The 16,320-nt window shown below is 61.2% G+C and carries 16 protein-coding genes; 3 read left to right on the forward strand and 13 right to left on the reverse strand.

Going from position 1 to position 16,320, the window contains the following annotated elements:
- Window positions 1–14 precede the first annotated feature (14 nt).
- Window positions 15–620: a DUF4136 domain-containing protein gene (locus GKZ68_RS15920; RefSeq protein WP_173116490.1), complete on the reverse strand. Its 606-nt coding sequence runs from the start codon at window positions 618–620 to the stop codon at window positions 15–17.
- Window positions 621–789: 169 nt separating this feature from the next.
- Here GKZ68_RS15920 and GKZ68_RS15925 point away from each other — a divergent pair, with 169 nt between their 5' ends.
- From GKZ68_RS15925 to GKZ68_RS15935, 3 genes are all read left to right on the forward strand, one after another.
- Window positions 790–2,127 (forward strand): NAD(P)/FAD-dependent oxidoreductase, encoded by a 1,338-nt coding sequence (locus tag GKZ68_RS15925; protein WP_173116492.1) that lies wholly within the window; start codon window positions 790–792, stop codon window positions 2,125–2,127.
- A gap of 269 nt (window positions 2,128–2,396) precedes the next feature.
- Window positions 2,397–3,200, forward strand: a complete 804-nt coding sequence (locus tag GKZ68_RS15930; protein ID WP_173116494.1) for an alpha/beta fold hydrolase — start codon at window positions 2,397–2,399, stop codon at window positions 3,198–3,200.
- Window positions 3,201–3,325: 125 nt separating this feature from the next.
- Window positions 3,326–3,829, forward strand: a complete 504-nt coding sequence (locus GKZ68_RS15935; RefSeq protein WP_173116496.1) for a DUF2721 domain-containing protein — start codon at window positions 3,326–3,328, stop codon at window positions 3,827–3,829.
- 9 nt (window positions 3,830–3,838) lie between these two features.
- On the opposite strand, the gene GKZ68_RS15940 is transcribed toward GKZ68_RS15935, so the two are convergent.
- The 12 genes from GKZ68_RS15940 to GKZ68_RS15995 form a co-directional block, all read right to left on the reverse strand.
- Window positions 3,839–5,662 (reverse strand): hypothetical protein, encoded by a 1,824-nt coding sequence (locus GKZ68_RS15940; protein ID WP_173116498.1) that lies wholly within the window; start codon window positions 5,660–5,662, stop codon window positions 3,839–3,841.
- Window positions 5,608–6,735 (reverse strand): hypothetical protein, encoded by a 1,128-nt coding sequence (locus GKZ68_RS15945; RefSeq protein ID WP_173116500.1) that lies wholly within the window; start codon window positions 6,733–6,735, stop codon window positions 5,608–5,610. Before GKZ68_RS15945 ends, GKZ68_RS15940 begins: the two co-directional genes overlap by 55 nt.
- A gap of 71 nt (window positions 6,736–6,806) precedes the next feature.
- The gene (locus tag GKZ68_RS15950) at window positions 6,807–7,190 is read right to left on the reverse strand and encodes a multidrug efflux SMR transporter (protein ID WP_173116502.1); all 384 of its coding nucleotides are present in this window, start codon (window positions 7,188–7,190) and stop codon (window positions 6,807–6,809) included.
- Window positions 7,187–8,221 (reverse strand): sterol desaturase family protein, encoded by a 1,035-nt coding sequence (locus tag GKZ68_RS15955; RefSeq protein WP_173116504.1) that lies wholly within the window; start codon window positions 8,219–8,221, stop codon window positions 7,187–7,189. Before GKZ68_RS15955 ends, GKZ68_RS15950 begins: the two co-directional genes overlap by 4 nt.
- Window positions 8,222–8,433: 212 nt before the next feature.
- Window positions 8,434–9,318: an N-acetylneuraminate synthase family protein gene (locus GKZ68_RS15960; protein WP_173116506.1), complete on the reverse strand. Its 885-nt coding sequence runs from the start codon at window positions 9,316–9,318 to the stop codon at window positions 8,434–8,436.
- A 132-nt stretch (window positions 9,319–9,450) separates the two neighbouring features.
- Entirely contained in the window at window positions 9,451–9,978 is a 528-nt protein-coding gene (locus GKZ68_RS15965; protein WP_173116508.1) for an HAD family hydrolase, read from the reverse strand.
- Window positions 9,979–10,057: 79 nt separating this feature from the next.
- Window positions 10,058–10,864 carry an SDR family oxidoreductase gene (locus GKZ68_RS15970; RefSeq protein ID WP_173116510.1) on the reverse strand — a complete coding sequence of 269 codons (807 nt, stop codon included), beginning with the start codon at window positions 10,862–10,864 and terminating at the stop codon, window positions 10,058–10,060.
- A 209-nt stretch (window positions 10,865–11,073) separates the two neighbouring features.
- Complete coding sequence (locus tag GKZ68_RS15975) at window positions 11,074–12,372, reverse strand: aminotransferase class III-fold pyridoxal phosphate-dependent enzyme (RefSeq protein ID WP_173116512.1); 1,299 nt, start codon at window positions 12,370–12,372, stop codon at window positions 11,074–11,076.
- Between the two features lie 53 nt (window positions 12,373–12,425).
- Entirely contained in the window at window positions 12,426–13,379 is a 954-nt protein-coding gene (locus GKZ68_RS15980) for a transketolase family protein (protein ID WP_173116514.1), read from the reverse strand.
- Between the two features lie 8 nt (window positions 13,380–13,387).
- Complete coding sequence (locus GKZ68_RS15985) at window positions 13,388–14,245, reverse strand: transketolase (RefSeq protein WP_173116516.1); 858 nt, start codon at window positions 14,243–14,245, stop codon at window positions 13,388–13,390.
- Window positions 14,246–14,380: 135 nt separating this feature from the next.
- Window positions 14,381–15,175 (reverse strand): NTP transferase domain-containing protein, encoded by a 795-nt coding sequence (locus GKZ68_RS15990; protein ID WP_173116518.1) that lies wholly within the window; start codon window positions 15,173–15,175, stop codon window positions 14,381–14,383.
- A gap of 73 nt (window positions 15,176–15,248) precedes the next feature.
- Window positions 15,249–16,319 carry a hypothetical protein gene (locus GKZ68_RS15995; protein ID WP_254244037.1) on the reverse strand — a complete coding sequence of 357 codons (1,071 nt, stop codon included), beginning with the start codon at window positions 16,317–16,319 and terminating at the stop codon, window positions 15,249–15,251.
- Between the last annotated feature and the right edge of the window lies 1 nt (window position 16,320).

Here is a 16,320-nt window from a genome sequence, read left to right on the forward strand (position 1 = left end):
CGGAGCCTAGCGGGCTACGATTTCTTCTCTTTATCGACCGGGAATTTAGCCAGAATGTCCTTGGCCGACCTGCTGAAGTCGCTGCCCAGGCGGGCGGGGTCATCGACCGGGTCGGCCATCGAGCCGCGCCACACGAGGTTGTTGGTGCGGCGGTCAATGAAGTCGATGATGAGCGTGCCCTCGCGGTACTGCTCGGTGCGCGGCTGGCTGTAGTACGAGGGCGTGTACCAGTAGCCGTAGTTGATGGGTAGGAAGGCCCCCCGGTAGCCCACGGCGTAGGGATACGCATAATTGGGGCCGGGATAGGTATCGTACACCGTGCGCTCGGCCTGCTCTACGTAGGTGTGCGTTGTGATGAGCAGGTCGGGATTACTGTCCACCTCGCGCAGGCCGCGCTTGGCCATTTCGCTCGCGATGGCCTGCTTGATGTGGTCTTGGGCAATGGGGCTGCGCAGCAGCGGGTTCTGGTCGCCGTTGGTTTTTACTTCCGTATCAGCAAAGTCAAAGGTGCGGTAGTTGGCAAAATTCACGTTGGACTGCTGCTCCACGTTCACGGCGGAGGAGCAGGCACTCAGGCCGCCCCCGAGGGCTAGCGCAAGGCCTAAGAGGATTTTTTTCATGGGAAAAGGACGAGATGGATGGTGTATGCGTCAAGGCAATACCTTTTTTGGTCGGCCGAGGTTACGTCGAGCTTACTTTGCGGGTCTGGGGGCCAACACGCGGGCTAGCCGGGCCGTATGGGCTGGCAACTGCCGGGCCGTGTGCCCGTCCCTGCGCATCTTTGGCCCTATGGAAGTGGAAGGACTAACGAAAATCGCCGACCTCGGCAAGCCGCGCGTCGTGATAGTAGGTGGCGGCTTTGGCGGGCTCCGGCTAGCCAAGGCGCTGGCCGATGCGCCGGTGCAGGTAGTGCTCATCGATAAGCAGAACTATCACGCTTTTCAACCCTTACTCTATCAAATAGCTACGGCTGGCCTGAATGCCGACAGCGTGGTCTCGCCGTTTCGCAAAATTCTGAATGAGCAGGAAAACTTCTACTTCCGCATGGCCGAGGTACGCTCCATCGACCCGGTAGAGCAGGTAGTTGAAACCACCATTGGCCTGCTGCGCTACGACTACCTGGTGCTCGCCACCGGCGCCACTGCCAATTACTTCGGCGACAAGCAGATGGAGAAAAATTCCATCAGCCTCAAGAGCGTTACCGATGCCATCGAGCTGCGCAATACTTTGCTTTCCAACTTTGAGCAGGCCCTGCAAATCGGCGACGTGGAGCAGCTCAACAGCTTGCTCGACTTTGTGATAGTGGGCGGCGGCCCCACGGGCGTCGAGATGGCCGGCGCGCTGAGTGAGCTGCGCGCCCACGTGTTTCCGCGCGACTATCCCGAGCTGGATTTGAAGCAGATGGACATTCACCTGGTGCAGAGCGGGCCGGTGCTGCTTAAAGGTATGTCGGATGAGGCTTCGGCGCACGCCCTCAAGTACTTGCAGGAGCTAGGCGTACAGGTGTGGCTCGACAATCGGGTGACCTCCTACGACGGCTACACCGTGACGCTGAAGAGCGGCGACAAGCTCATTACGCGCACGCTCATTTGGGCGGCGGGCGTCACGGGCGCGCCGGTGGCGGGCCTCAACCCGGCCGCGCTGCTCAAATCGAACCGCTACCAGGTAAATGAATTCAGTCAGGTGGCTGGCTACGACAACGTATTTGCCATTGGCGATATTGCCCAAATGACCACCAAAGAGGCTCCCGAAGGCCATCCGCAGGTGGCGCAGCCCGCCATTCAGCAGGGCCGGCTACTGGGTGAAAATATCAAGCGCCTGCTCAACAAGCAGCCCCTGCAAGCTTTTGCCTATGAAGACAAGGGCACGATGGCTACCATTGGCCGGCACCGCGCCGTGGGTGATATTCAGCTCTTTGGCAAGCAATACCACATTACCGGCTGGCTGGGCTGGCTAGGCTGGAGCCTGGTGCACGTGCTGGCTTTGGTAAGCTTCCGCAATCGCATTGCCGTGTTTATTGCCTGGGCCTGGAACTACATCACCCAGGACAAGGGCATGCGCTACATTATCGGCAAGCCCAAGGCCCCGCTCAAAGAGCGCGAGGTAGAAATAAAACCCATTGTCTGAGCATCGAGCCGGCCGCGCTGGCGGCGGCCTCTCATTACCTGGCTGACGCAGCCGGGTATTTTTTTTATTAGCCTTAGCCGACTTTAATACGCAACTGGTTAGCGGCGTGAAATGCACGCGCTTACTATGCACAGCAACTGCAACCTATAAAAACCACCGGGGAACTCGCTTGTGTTTAGCATCATTCCCAGAAAATTCTGTAATCTTGCCAAACCATTCGTAACCGACATTTCGTATTTCTAACCCTAAACCAGCATTCTTATTCAGAAATGAGTACCCAGCCCTCGCCTGCCTGCCGTCGTAGCAATGTTACTATTTCGGGGGTCAGCAACGCCTCTGCTACCATCGTTTTTCTGCACGGGCTAGGGGCCGACCAAAGCACCTGGCGCCTGCTGGCACCCGCTTTTGAGGACCGCTACCGCGTAGTGCGGCTCGACCTGGTGGGCGCCGGCCAGTCGGACACCGCCGCCTACGACTATGCCAAGTACGGCTCGCTGGCTGCCCACGCCGACGACCTGCTGGCCGTGCTGCACGAGCTGGACCTGCAAAACATGGTCTTCGTTGGTCATTCGGTTAGCTCGATGATTGGGGTGCTGGCGGCCATTAAGGAGCCGGCCCGCTTTGGCAAGCTGATACTGCTGGCCCCCTCGCCGCGCTTTATCAACGCGGCGGGCTACGCCGGGGGCTTCGAGCAAAAAGACATTGACGAGCTGCTGGCCGCGATGGAAAACAACTACCCCGGCTGGTCGCAGGGTATTGCCCCGGTGATGATGGGCAGCGAGCGCCCCGAGCTGGTGATGGAGCTGACCAACAGCTTTATGCAAACCAACCCGGCCATTGCGCAGCACTTTGCCCGCGTCACATTTTTCTGCGACCACCGCGCCGACCTGCCCCTGCTCACCACCCCGACGCTGATACTACAGTGCGCGCACGACGTGATTGCGCCGCTGGCCGTGGGCGCCTATCTCAATGAAAATTTGATAGATAGCCAGCTCGTGGTGATTGACACGCCCGGCCACTGCGCCCACCTCACCGCCCCGAGCAAACCCTGCGGGAGATTGAGTTCTTTCTGAGCGTGCCGCACTATGGCATGTCGGTAAACTAGGGATTCGGCCCGGGTTGCTCCCCGCGCCCCGGCGGCCCGCAACCCGGGCAACCGGGGCGCGTTCAGTAATGGATTATCCTGCTTTTGTGCCCTATGGCTAATCTTTCGGGCACGCTCTCCATCCTGTTGGCGATGTTTACGCCGGCCATTCTGGTGTCGGCGTGCGGCTCACTCATTCTCACTACTTCGCAGCGACTGAGCCGCAGCCTCGACCGGCAGCGCGAGGTGGCCCAGCGGCTGCGCCAAAATCAGCAGCAGGCCACCACTTCCACGCCCGACCCGGCCGAGCACGGCCACCTCACGCAGCAGCTGCTGTTTGCCATTCGGCGGGCTAGGCTTTTGCAAAAAGCCATGACCAGCCTGCACCTCACGCTGAGCATTTTTATTGGCAGCATCCTGGCCATCGGGGTGTTTGAGCTGACTAATATCTCGCGGGCCTGGATTATCGCCGCCCTGAGCGTAGCCGGGGCGCTTATCCTACTTTACGCTAGTGTATTGCTCATTCAGGAATCGGGCCTGGCCCGCTCCGACGTGGCCGAGGAAACGGCGTATCTCACCCAATTCACTAAAGCCGACCAGGACCGCCTGGCGAAGTAGCAAGCCGCGCTACAGGCGCACGCTGAAGGCTAGCGGCTGCACCACCCAGGCCCGCTGGTAGCTGCTGTAGGCCACCCGCACGCCGGCCTCCAGGGGCGTGCGCAGGTGAAAGGCGTTGAACAGGGCCATGAAATCGGCCCCGTAGTTTTGGTAATCCTGGTATAAGCGAGTGGGCACCACCGGGCCGCCCGCCGTGGCCCGCAGGCCCACCACGCTGCTGCCCTGGGCAAAATCGCCAAACGCGGTGGCGCGCAGCCGCTGCACATACAGCACCCGCCCCAGCGACCAGTGCACGAAGGCCAGCGGCAGGCTGTAGTCAATGCTGCCCACGGCTAGCCTATCGAAACTCACGTAGCTCGTCTCGGCCCGGGGAAAGGAAATGGCAGCGGTAAAATTGTACTGATTCTGCTGCTGATACTGAAAGCCGCCGCGCAGCCGCACCGCGTGGTGCTTGGCTAGCCCCAGCAAATACACACCCGCCTGCACGCCCACCTGGCTAGCCTGCAAGGCCGTGCCAAAGGGCGTGGTGCGGTAGGTAGCCAGCAGCGTAGCGCCGCCGCGCGGCGCCACGTCGCGGGCGCTCTGCTTGAGCTGGCTGGCGTAGCCCAGCGAGGTTTGCACGGCGTGCAGCGGCGTGTTGGGGCCGACTTCGGAGAGGCTGCGCAGCGTGGCCGTGTAGTTATATACACGCTCGTGCAAGTAGTAGGCGCTCACCGTAAGCGCCTGCAAATACTTGGAGCGCGTGAGCACCAGCGGCAGGCGCACCCCGGCCAGCAGCCGGGCATACTGCCACTGGGTGCCGCGTAGGCTGTCGAGCGGCAGCGCGCGGTCGAAGTAGCGGGTGGCGTTGCGCCCACCGTAAGTGGCCTCCACATCGAGCACCGGGTAGCGGCCCTGGTAGCTGAGCGCGCCGGTGGCAGCCAGGGTGCGCTCGGTCTGGTCATAGCTCAGGCCCGCGAAAAGCTGGGTCGTACTCAAAAAATCCTGCGAGCGCAGGCCCACACTCACGGCATTGCCGCTCGGGCTCTGCACCACGCCGTAGCTGAAAACGCGGAAGGCGTGGGCCAGCGGCCGGTAGCGCCGCACCCCGTAGCGCGGCCCGCTCGAATCGGGCGAGGCTAGCAGCGCCGTGATGCGCGCCGCCCCCGGCTCGCCAGCCGCCAGTGCCGCTGCAAAGGGCTCGGGCGCATCGGCTTGCGCGGGCGCGGGCAGGGCTAGCCAGCGGCTAGGGTCGAGGGGCAGCTCGACCACGCGGGCGCCGGTGGCGCGGTAGTCGTGCAGGGCCAGGCGCTGCCCGTCGGGGCTCACGGCCGCGTGGTAGGCCCCGAAGGGTCGGTTCGTGACCTGGTAAGTCTGGTGCGTGCTGTAATTGACGGCGTAGATGTTATCGACGCCCGACTGCGGCGAATTGTAGAGCACGTACTCGCCCCACAGCTGGGGGTTGGCCAGGTTCACGTTGGCCACCGGCAGCATATTGACCGTCAGGCCACTGTTGGGCTCGATGAGCTGCAAAGTCTTGCCGGCCGCGCTCAGCGCCACCGCCACGATGGCCTGGCTGCTCGGCGACCAGCGCGGCTGCTGGTAAAAATCGTTGTGCGGGTTGGGCAGCGTGCGCACCACCGCGCCGGTCGTGGCATCGATAATGACCAGCGCGTGGTGGTAGGCCTCGTCGGTGCGCACGGCCACGATAAGCTCGCCGTTGGGCGAGAGCGCGGCGGCGGCGTAGCGCTGCCGCCGCCCTAGGCGCGTGAGGCGGCCGGTTTTTAAATCCAGCACCTTCAGCTCGGAGTAGATGCGCTGGCCCCAGCGGGGGCCTGCCGAAACTCGGGCCACACCACCTTGCCCCCACCCACCGACAGCATTTGCGGAATATTCTGCTGGCCCAGCGTGAATACCCGCTTTTCGCGCCCGTGCCGACCTAGCAGCACCAGCTGCGCGATGTCGCCGAGCCCGCTTTTCAGGGCCAGCACCGTGCTATCGTTCACGTACTGCGGGTATTGGTACTGCGTAAATACCCGCGTATCGGCCTGCCCGGCCAGTTCGCGCACCGGCGTGAGCGCGGGCCGGCTAGCCTGCTGCGCGCGCCAGGTCGAGTCGAGCTCGCGCATGGTGCGGGCGTACAGGTCCTCCACCCGCAGGCCGGTGGTGTGGCGCAGGCCGTTGGAAAACGAGAACGGGTAGAACGGAAAGCGGTAGTATTCATCCAGCGCCCGGCGCCACACGTCGGGGCCGTAGTGGGCTTTGGCATAAGAGGTTAGGTAGTAACCCAGCACGTACCAGTCGGGCACATTATCGCGCAGCGAGCCACTTACTGCCTTTTGGTAGTTATAGAGCCGGTCTGCGAGCAGGTTCGCCCGCAGGCCCACGCCGAAGTACGGGATGCGCCCGCGCCCGCTGCGCGTGAGGGCCGTTTCGCTACCTACCGCGTCGCCCTCAAAAAACCACTGCGGCACGCCCACGGCCGCCACCCCCAGCCCGCCATCGCCGAGCAGCGGCACCACCACCCGCCCAAAGCCCTGCCTAGCCTTATCGAACTGATTGACGTGCCGAAACTCGTGCACCACCAGCCCGTCGAGCCAGTCCACGGTGCCCAGCCCCTGGCCCTGGTCGGGAGTGGTAAAAAACTCGGCGTGGCGCGGCAAAAAAGTCACGAAAGCGTTGCTCACCGTGGTCTGGTTTTGCATCACCACCGCAATGGGCCGGGCCTGTACTCCGAGCGTGGCGCCATCGGGGCCGTGCACGGCCTCCAGGCGGCTAGCCGTGCGCTGGGCCGCCGTGTCGAGCCCCTTGGGGTACAACACCCGAAAGTGCGGGCTGCGGATTTCCTGCCAGCGCAGGTTGGGCGGGTTTTGGCTGAGAACGGGTAAGCTTTGGGCCGCGGCCGCCGAAGCGACGAGCAGGGGCAAAAGCAGAAGCAAGGGTAAGCGGCACATAGGCCAGCAAATTACGGCCCAGCTACCGCGCGGCGGCTGGCCGGCTAGGCCGTGCGCTTCAGGCCAATAATACCAACCAGAATGCAGCCGATGTAGAACACGTGCGCCCACTGGAAAGCCTCTTTCAGCACCAGCGTATCCACTATTTTAATGCCTACCAAAGCCATGCCCATCCAGATGGCAAAGGCCGTGGAAGCGGGAATGACGTTGAGTGCTTTAGAAAAAAAGAACACGTTGGCCACGCCAAACCCAACGTAGCCGATAGCCGGCAGCAGCGTGAGCACGCCCGCGGCCGAGGTAAAGAAATGCGACCAGTCAATGGCCTTGACTTTGGCCACGCTCGTGTATTTGAGGCTGTAGTTCCAGCATACTTCCATCACGGAAGCGAGCAACAGGTAGAGCCAGGCAGGGTTAAAGCTTAGTGTCAAGACGCGGCGGTTACGGCAGGGCGAGAAGATTCGGTGGCAACGGTCGTTTCGGCCGTGGGGTTGCCGCCGGGGCGGGGGGCGGGCACAGTTTGGTGCACCTCCTCGGGCACTTCCCAGCCTTGCAGCACCTTAGCCGCCGGCACGCGCTGGCCTAGCCAGCTCAGTACCCGCCAGCGCACCCCGTGGTAGGCCCGAAAGGCCGCCGAGCGCTCGGCTAGGGCTTTCTCATCAAAGCGCACTACCGAAAAGGCGTGCTGCGCAAAGTAGTCCTTCGGAAAAGCGTAGGGCAGGCCCCAGCGCTCAGGCTTGCGGTTTTGGGGCAAAAAGGCGGTGCCAAAGAGCCAGTCCCAGACCGCAAATTTGGTTGAGAAGTTAGCGTAGTATACCTCTTCGTGGTCGGCGTGGTGCCAGAGGTGCATTTCCGGACCGTTGATAACGTATTGAAGCTTACCCGATTTCACGTCGATATTGGCGTGAATGTACATCCCCCACACTGCATCGATGAGGGCCTTAATGGGCACCACTACCGGGTTGGCCCCGAGCAAGATGATGGGGGCAAACTCAATAGTCTGGTTGATGATAATTTCCATCACGTGCGAGCGCGAGCCGGCTAGCCAGTCTACCTGCTTGCCCGAGTGGTGCGCCTCGTGGGTGCGCCAAAAGAACGCGCTGCTGTGCTGAAAGCGGTGAAACCAGTAGATGTAGAAGTCGTGGGTTATCACGAAAAAGCCGACCTGCGCCACTACCGGCCAGTTGCTTACCAAGTGAAACCGCGCGCCGAAGTGCGCGGCCAGCGGCGCGATGATGAACCCGAAAATCAGAATTTGCAGGAAGTAGCTCTGCACCAGCGTGTACCAGAACAAATCCACAAACAGCCCTTCGCGAAAAAACGGCAGGCCCTTGCGGTAGGGAAATTTGCGTTCGAGCACCAGCAGCACTATCACCGCCAGCAGCAGGATGGGCGTGGTTATCATCGTGGTGCGGCCTACGGCATCCAGGCTTTGATAAAACTTGCTTAGCGGCTCCAGCATAGCGTGTTTGGTAATTGACTAACTCTGCCCCTAACTGCCGGGCGCGGGGTAATGTTCGCTTTACACCCGGTTCGCTAAGCGCTTCTCGTAAAAATACGAACGTCATGCTGAGCTTGTCGAAGCATCTTCCTCGCACCGCTGGGCTGGCACCCTAGCGACCACGAGCGAGATGCTTCGACAAGCTCAGCATGACGTTCATTTACTATAAAAACTTACGCGGCCGTTACCTCGCGGCGCAGGCGGCGCAGGGGTTCCTTCTCGCTCTCGTACACCACTTTCACGCCGTCGCCAAGGCCGGCCTCGGTGTCGCGGATGTCGCGCACCAGCTTGGCTAGCCCGCCGGGCTCGACGCTGGCGGCATGGTCGCTACCCCACATGGCGCGGTCGAGGGTGAAGTGCCGCTCGACGAACGTGGCGCCCAGGGCTACGGCCGTTACGGTGGTGCTCAGGCCGGTTTCGTGGCCCGAGTAGCCGATGGGCGTGCCCGGAAACTGCGCTTGCAGCGTTTGAATCATGCGCAGGTTTAGCTCCTGTGGCGGGCAGGGATAAGCCGAGGTGCTGTGCGCAATCATCAGGTTGTCAAGCCCTACGTAGGCTACGGCATCGGTAATTTCCTGCTGGGTGCTCATACCGGTGCTTAGCATGAGGGGGCGGCCGGTGGCGCGCACGCGGTCGAGCAGCGGCTTATCGGTGAGCGAGGCGCTGGCCATTTTGTAGAGCACGGGCTGAAACTGCTCCATAAAATCGACCGAAAGCTCATCCCAGCACGAGGCAAACCAATCAATGCCCTTGGCTTTGCAGTAGTCGTCGATGGCCGTGTATTCCTGCTGGCCAAACTCGGTTTTACGCTTGTAGTCGATGTAGCTCATGCGGCCCCAGGGGGTATCGCGCATCTTCTCCCACTGGTCTTTGGGCACGCACAGCTCGGGGGTACGCTTCTGAAATTTCACGGCGTCGGCGCCGGCCGTTACGGCCGCGTCGATGAGCTGCTTGGCCAGGTCGAGCGAGCCGTTGTGGTTGATGCCGATTTCGGCAATGATGTAGCACGGCTGGCCGGGGCCAATGGCGCGGTTCTTCTTAATCTGAACTACAGACATACTAAAATGGTGGGCGAAAAAATAAAAGCCAAGAAAAGAACGAAAAGCAACCTAACCGCGCAGTTGGCAAGTAGTTTGGGCTACCTCGCCGCCAACTGACGCACTCAACTCAATTTTATTTTATAGCGGCCCTTATTCCGAGCCGTGGTCGGGCAGCGGTGCCCCACCCTGGCAGCTGATAATCAACTCGGCCAACTCGCGGAAGGCACCGTGGCCGCCGCGCGCCCGGCAGCGGTAGTCGGCCGCGTTGCGGGCAAAAACGGTGGCATCGCCGGGGCAGGCCGCCAGCCCTACCAAGCCCAGAATGGCCACGTCGTTGGTATCGTCGCCGATGAAGGCTACCTGCTCGGCCGCTAGCCCGGTGCGGGCCAGTATCTCGCCCAGCAGCGGCGCCTTGTCTTTAATACCCAGGTGCAACTCAGTGATTTTGAGCTTCTCGGCGCGCTTCAGTACGGAGGGCGAGCGCTCGCCGGTCACGATGCCCGTTTCGACGCCCACGGCGCGCAGGCGCTCCACTCCCATACCATCGCGGATATTGAAGCGCTTGAGCACCTCGCCGCTCTCGCCATAATACACGCCACCGTCGGTGAGCACGCCATCACAGTCGGTGAGGACGAGCTTGATACGGCTAGCTTTGGCAGTAAGGTCGGCGTGCTTCATGTAAGGGTTTGGTGAAATTCTATCCGAAATTAATACACGGCGGCCAGTACCGCGGATTCTATGAATCCGCGCCACGGGGCTATATGGCCGTCCAGCCGCCGTCCACCACGAGGTTGGCGCCCGTCATATAGGCCGAGGCATCAGAAGCCAGAAACACGACCGCGCCCTGGTAGTCGGTGGGCGCAGCCATGCGGCCCAAGGGCGTTTTGGCGCTGTACTGCTTCACGAAGAAGGCATCTTGGCTGTTCTCCACGCCGCCCGGCGAGAGGGTGTTCACACGCACGCCCTTGGCGCCCCAGTAGGCGGCCAGGTAGCGAGTGAAGTTTACCACTGCGCCTTTGGTCATGGGGTAAGAGGGTGACTTATAAAATGTTTGCTCACCGGCCTCGTTGCGGTAAATACTCTGGTCCGGCCCCACAATGCCATAGGTGCTGGCCACGTTGATGATGGAGCCGTGGCCCTGCGCGGCCATCGGCGTGCCAAAAACCTGCGCCGCCAGGAAGATGCCGGTTACGTTCACCTCCAGCACCTGCCGGAAGGTGGCGAGCGGGAAATTCTCAAATTTGCTGAGGTCGGCGGCCAGCGCCGGGTTCTCAAACATGTCGTTGATGGCCGCATTGTTCACCAGCACGTCGATGTGGCCGAAGCGCTCAATGATGGTATCGCGGGCGGCGGCCAGCGACTCGGGCGAGGTAACATCGACGGCTAAGGGCAGGTGGATGCCGCCGGGCAGGCTAGCGGCCACCTCACGGGCCTTGTCGAGGTGAAGGTCGGCCACGACCACGTTGGCGCCGGCCAGGGCCAGGGCCTCGCAATGCTTCTGGCCGATGAGGCCGCACGCACCCGTGACGATGGCCGTTTTATTAGTTAAGTCGAAGAAATTCATTGGGTTATCGTTCACCTATCCACCTCACCCCTAGCCGCCTCTCCAAAAAAGAGGGGAACTAGCTTCTAGTTTTAGTTTCTAGAAACTGACTGAGCAAGCGAATTATTAAGGCTATATAAAAACTGCGGGCGCTATGACTAGAAACTAGTTGCCCCTCTTTTTTGGAGAGGGGGCTAGGGGGTGAGGTGTGCGAATAGGACCTAAAAAACCTATTTCTTCACCGGCGCGGCATTGGTCACCTTGCGGAACACGGCTTCTACCGGCTCGCCTTCGAGGCGGCTGGCCACGTCGCCTTTGTCGATAGCGTCTTTCAGCATGGGCAGCACGGCGCGGTAGGCAGCCAGGGTTTTGGCCACGTCCTCATCGGTGTGCGAGAAGCTCATGTTGTGGAAGCCGCCCCACAGAATGCCCTGCTTGAACAGCTCCTGCTGCACGAAAGCCTTTACTTCCAAGGGGTTGCCGGCGCTGGCATCGAAGGTCACGATGCTGCGGCAGTCGTAGCCATAGCACTTGGTGTAGCTGCTCAGGCCGAGTTCGGCGGCAAGCTGGTTGTAGCCTTCCTTCAGCTTGTTGCCCTGGCTAGCCAGGAAGGCGGGCACGTTTTTCTCGCGCATCTCGCTGATGGTGGCGATGGTCGCCGCCAGGCTCAGCGCCTCACCGCCGAAGGTGGTGAAGAAAAATACGTCCTGTTCAAACAGTTGCAGCACGTCCTTGCGGCCGGTGAGCAGCGCGATGGGCATGCCGTTGGCGCAGGCCTTGGAGTACACTGCCAGGTCGGGCGTGATACCGAAATATTCCTGCGCACCGCCGATGGCGATGCGGAAGCCGGTCCACATCTCGTCAAAAATCAGCAGCGTACCGTTCTCCTTGCAGAGGCGGGCCACTTCGTGCAGGAAGTTGTCCTTGGGCGCGTCGAAAATGAACGGTTCCAGGATAACGCAGGCCACGTCGGGCGTCAGCAATTCCTTGAACGAGTCGAGGTTATTGTACTCGAACGCGGCTACCAAGTCCTTGCTTTCCTGCGGAATACCCTTGTCGCGGCTCGTGGTACCGATGTACCAGTCGTGCCAGCCGTGGTAGCCGCAGCATAGCACGTCCTTGCGACCGGTGAAGGCGCGCGATACGCGCACCGCCGCCGAGCACACGTCGGCCCCGGTTTTGGAGATGCGGATGCTCTCGGCATTCGGAATAATCTCGTGAATCAGCTCCGCCACCTCCACTTCCAGCTCGTGCATCATCGAGAACGTGATGCCATCCTCTAGCTGCGCCTTGATGGCTTCATCGACGCGCGGGTAAGCGTAGCCCAGGCTCAGCGGGCCGATACCCATCTGATAATCAATGTACTCGTTACCATCGACATCCCACACGTGCGAGCCCTTGCCGCGCTTCACGTACTTCGGGCTAGCCCCCTTAGTGTACTGGCCTGGCCCCTTGGCGAGGGTTTGGGTAACCGGGGTCATGATTTTCTGCGCCCGGGCGTAGAGGTCGTCGGATTTGGGGAATTTCATAAGATGAGATTAGCAGGCTATAAATGGCAAAAGTTGATAAACGCCAGGAAAATCTACTCAGCAAATTCGTTTTCGACTACCTTGGTTTTGGCGCCGAACGAGTGCTCCCCATCGCCGAGGCGCTCGCCGATGCGGCGGGCAATGTGCTGGCCGGTAAAGCCTTCGTATTCAAGCACTTCGCTCAGCAGGCCGGGCTTGTACCAGCGCTCCTTGAGGGCTAGCGGCAGCACCTTGGCGGTGAGCTCGTGCTCCAGCAATAGCTCGGCCAGGATGGAGTAGAGACCGCCGGTCTGGAAGTGGTCCTCCAGCGTCACCACGAGCGAGCCGCCGCGCACCACGTTCAGCACGGCTTCAGTGTCGAGGGGCTTGAGGCTGCGCAGGTTCACGAGGCCCACCGAGTAGCCGGCTTCGGTCAGCAAATCCTTGGCAATGAGCGCTTGCTCGAAGAGCATGCCGTAGGTGAGGATGGTGATGTCCTTGCCTTCACTCACAATTTCGGCCTTGCCCAGCACAAACGGCTCGTGCTGATAGGTAGCCGGCCGGGTGGTCACGCGCAGGTAGGCGGGGTCGGGCGAGGCCCAGATAGCGGGCAGCATGGCCAGCATATCCTGCTCATCGGCGGGGGCGAAAACCGTCATGCCGGGAATGCCGCGCATCAGGCTCACGTCTTCGATAGCTTGGTGGGTCGGGCCGTTGCCATCCGACAAAAAGCCGGGTACGAAGGCACTGATTTTCACTGGCAAGTGCGGAATGCCCACGTCGGTGCGAATAAACTCAAAGGCCCGTAGCGTGAGGAAGGTAGCTAGTGCGTGCACCACCGGCACGCGGCCGCGCAGGGCTAGCCCGGCGGCGGCGCCAATCATGGTTTGCTCCGTGATGCCGGTGTCGATGAAGCGGGCGCCCAGCGGGCCGGGCAGGTTGCGGATAAGGGCGCGGTTTTCGGCCGTCATTACCAGCAGGCGCTCGTCGGCCAGGGCCGTTTCGTGGATAAGCTGTTCGTAATTCATTGCAGTAATTATCTAACGGTTAGCGTTTCGCTGGTAAGCTTGGTGGCTTCCTGGCTGTGCAGCTCTTTGAGGAGCGAGGTGATTTCCTCGCTGCTGAAGTTGCAGAACCAGCGGTCGGCGCGGCGCTCGATGCTGGGCAGGCCCCGGCCGCGCACCGTGTCGCAGATGATAACCGACGGCTTATCCTCGCTGAAGGGCAGGGCGGTGAACGCCTCTTCCAGCGCCGCAAAGTCGTGGCCGTCGATGCGCTTCACTATGGCGCCGAAGGCCTCGAATTTGGGGGCTAGCGGTTCCAACGGAATGAGCTCCTCGGTGGCGATATTGGCCTGGAAGTGGTTGCGGTCCACCACCAGCGTCAGGTTGTTCATTTTCTTGGCGCTGGCTACCAGCAGGGCTTCCCAGCAGGTGCCCTCATTCAGCTCGCCGTCGCCGGTGATGACGATAACGTGCTGCTGCTGGCCGCGCAGCTTGGCATCCATGGCTACGCCCAGCGCCACGCTCGGCAGGTGGCCCAGCGAGCCCGAGTGAAACTCGACGCCCGGCACGCTCCGATTGGGGTGCCAGTAGATGCTATCGTTCGACTTCAAGTGGTTGGCTAGCCGCTCCTTGGGCATAAAACCCAGCTCGGCAAACGTGCCGTAGAGGGCCGGCACATCGTGGCCTTTGCTCAGAAAGAGGTAGTCGCGCTCGGGGTCCGTAAGGTTACCCGGATGCACGTTCAGGAAGTCGGCGTAGAGATATACCAGCAGGTCGGCGCAGCTCAGCGAGGCCCCGGTGAAGCAGCCACCATCGGTGCTGAGGCGCACAATGTGCTCGCGCACGCGCAGGGCGAGCTCAGAAAGCGCTTGTTTTTTTTCGGAAGTCATAGAAACAGAAACGTCAAATCAAAATCATTGTCAGGCTGAGGCTGCCGAAGCATTTCTACCGGGCCGCTAGGGTTACTAACCTAATGACCGCGAATGAGATGCTTCGGCAAGCTCAGCCTGACGGTATTTACTGAATTACAATTGCTTCGTATTGCCCGCGTCCACGGTTTTTAGTTCATCCAGGTGGTTGCGGTACCAGTTTACGCCGGCCAGGTCGGCATTCAAGGCGTAAATGTCTGGCCTTTGTTTTAATAAAGTCAGAATATCCTCCAGCCCGAAGCTGGGGTTGGTGGGGTAAAGCGCTTCGTACACGGCTTTTATAAAATCGTAGTCGGCCGGGTAGTCGATGGTGAAGCGGTGCGACATCGAGTAGTCGAGCCCCGTTTCCCAGGTCACGTTGGCTAGCCGGAAGCGCTCCGGATTTTCCCAGAAGAAGGGCGTGGTGTGCTCGCGCTCCAGCGGCCGGCTAGCCTCGCGCCAGGCCGTTTCGAGGGCGGCCAGGGTCATTACCTCCACGTCGTTGCCATCGGGGTAGGTGGCGGGGTGCAGGTTGCTCACGAAGTCATACTGGCCCTTGGTGGCCGCATACATCCCGAGCACCTTGTCGATAATAGCGGGGTCGATAAGCGGGCAGTCGCTCGGGATTTTTACTACGGCCTCGGTTTCACCAAAGTGCCGCGCCGCCTGGTAGTGGCGGTCGAGCAGGTCGAGGGCATTGCCCCGAAACACGTCGATACCAGCGCTTTGGCACAGTTCGGCCAGCGGGTCGTCGCTAGGGTCGGTGGTGGTAATAACGGCCACGCGGCCCGCCCGGCCCGCCTGCTGCACCCGCTCGACCTGCCGCACCAGCAGCGGCCGGCCCACGAGGTCGAGGCTGACTTTGTCGGGGAGGCGCGAGGAGCCGCGCCGGGCCTGGATGAGGGTAAGCATTGGCTAGGGTATAAAACGTAACGCCGTCGGCACAAAGTGTATCATAAATAGCCCAAGAGTTCCTGCTGGCCAGCTAGCGCGCGCTGGCTGCCACCACCGGCGCCGCTGCGAGCGGGCCGGCCACTGGCCGGTACTGCCGCAAAAACTGCGGCCCGGTCCCAGTGAAGCGCCCAAACTGCCGGCAAATGTCGGCAATGCGCTGGGCACTGGTGCCACCGTTCTGAATGGGCAGCTTGCGCTTGAGGTCGGCCACGTCGAAGTAGGAATGCACCGGAATACCCAGCGCCAGCCCCACGTAAGCTACGGTGCTGTATTGGGTTATCAACTCTACTGCGTTAGCAATCATCTCTTCGGTATTGCCTTCGGTATAGATGCGCGTGCCGGGCGGGGCGTATTTTTTGACCTCGGCGGTGGCGCGGGCCATGTCCTCGTTGGGGTGAAACTTGAAAATCATGGGCCGGCCAGCCGCAATGCGCGTGGCGTGGCGGATGAATTTCTTGCGGTTGTCGGGCCGGAAGGTTTCGCGCATGTCGGTGGTGGCCACCAGCACGTAGCCGCGGTGCGGAAAATTATTGTTCCGCAGCCTCTCCACGTCGTCGAAGTTGGGAATGCCCGTCACCACCAGCTTACCGGGGTCCACGCCAATCATTTTGAAATGCTCGGCGTAGCCCTCCGAGGCCACGCAGTAGATGTCGCAGCAATTATTCATGCCATTGAGCGAGGTGCCGATGGCCAGGATGGGAAAGCGGGTGAAGCGCTTGACGAGCCGCGCCCACAGGTGCATGGGGTCGGTCATGCCCTCCTGCACGAATATCGACTTGGTTTTGGCCAGCAGCGGCCAGGGCACCACAATATCGGAGCAGCATACCACGAGGTCATACTCCAGCCCTAGCTCGCGGTTTTCGAAGTCGCGGCGCAGCTGGTGCTGGGCCACGTAGCGGTCGGCTTTTTCCTTCACCAGGCCCTGCACAATGGTCTTGTCGAGGATATGATTGCGCAGCAGCCACTCGTAGAAGCCGCGCATCCAGCCATCGTAGTAAAGCTGGCTGAAATAGGGCTCGTACTCATCTTCCAGGAGCTGCGCCACGCGGTGCATCTGGGTAGTTTGGTTGGGCGAGCCGATGAGGTACAGCGCTTTTTTCACA

This window comes from Hymenobacter sp. BRD128, from assembly GCF_013256625.1.
Lineage (GTDB): Bacteria > Bacteroidota > Bacteroidia > Cytophagales > Hymenobacteraceae > Hymenobacter.

Bases quoted from the DNA above. Each gene is read 5' to 3' on its own strand.
- GKZ68_RS15920 (WP_173116490.1), bottom strand. From the start codon at position 620: ATGAAAAAAATCCTCTTAGGCCTTGCGCTAGCCCTCGGGGGCGGCCTG.
- GKZ68_RS15925 (WP_173116492.1), top strand. From the start codon at position 790: ATGGAAGTGGAAGGACTAACGAAAATCGCCGACCTCGGCAAGCCGCGC.
- GKZ68_RS15930 (WP_173116494.1), top strand. From the start codon at position 2,397: ATGAGTACCCAGCCCTCGCCTGCCTGCCGTCGTAGCAATGTTACTATT.
- GKZ68_RS15935 (WP_173116496.1), top strand. From the start codon at position 3,326: ATGGCTAATCTTTCGGGCACGCTCTCCATCCTGTTGGCGATGTTTACG.
- GKZ68_RS15955 (WP_173116504.1), bottom strand. From the start codon at position 8,221: ATGCTGGAGCCGCTAAGCAAGTTTTATCAAAGCCTGGATGCCGTAGGC.
- GKZ68_RS15960 (WP_173116506.1), bottom strand. From the start codon at position 9,318: ATGTCTGTAGTTCAGATTAAGAAGAACCGCGCCATTGGCCCCGGCCAG.
- GKZ68_RS15965 (WP_173116508.1), bottom strand. From the start codon at position 9,978: ATGAAGCACGCCGACCTTACTGCCAAAGCTAGCCGTATCAAGCTCGTC.
- GKZ68_RS15970 (WP_173116510.1), bottom strand. From the start codon at position 10,864: ATGAATTTCTTCGACTTAACTAATAAAACGGCCATCGTCACGGGTGCG.
- GKZ68_RS15975 (WP_173116512.1), bottom strand. From the start codon at position 12,372: ATGAAATTCCCCAAATCCGACGACCTCTACGCCCGGGCGCAGAAAATC.
- GKZ68_RS15980 (WP_173116514.1), bottom strand. From the start codon at position 13,379: ATGAATTACGAACAGCTTATCCACGAAACGGCCCTGGCCGACGAGCGC.
- GKZ68_RS15985 (WP_173116516.1), bottom strand. From the start codon at position 14,245: ATGACTTCCGAAAAAAAACAAGCGCTTTCTGAGCTCGCCCTGCGCGTG.
- GKZ68_RS15990 (WP_173116518.1), bottom strand. From the start codon at position 15,175: ATGCTTACCCTCATCCAGGCCCGGCGCGGCTCCTCGCGCCTCCCCGAC.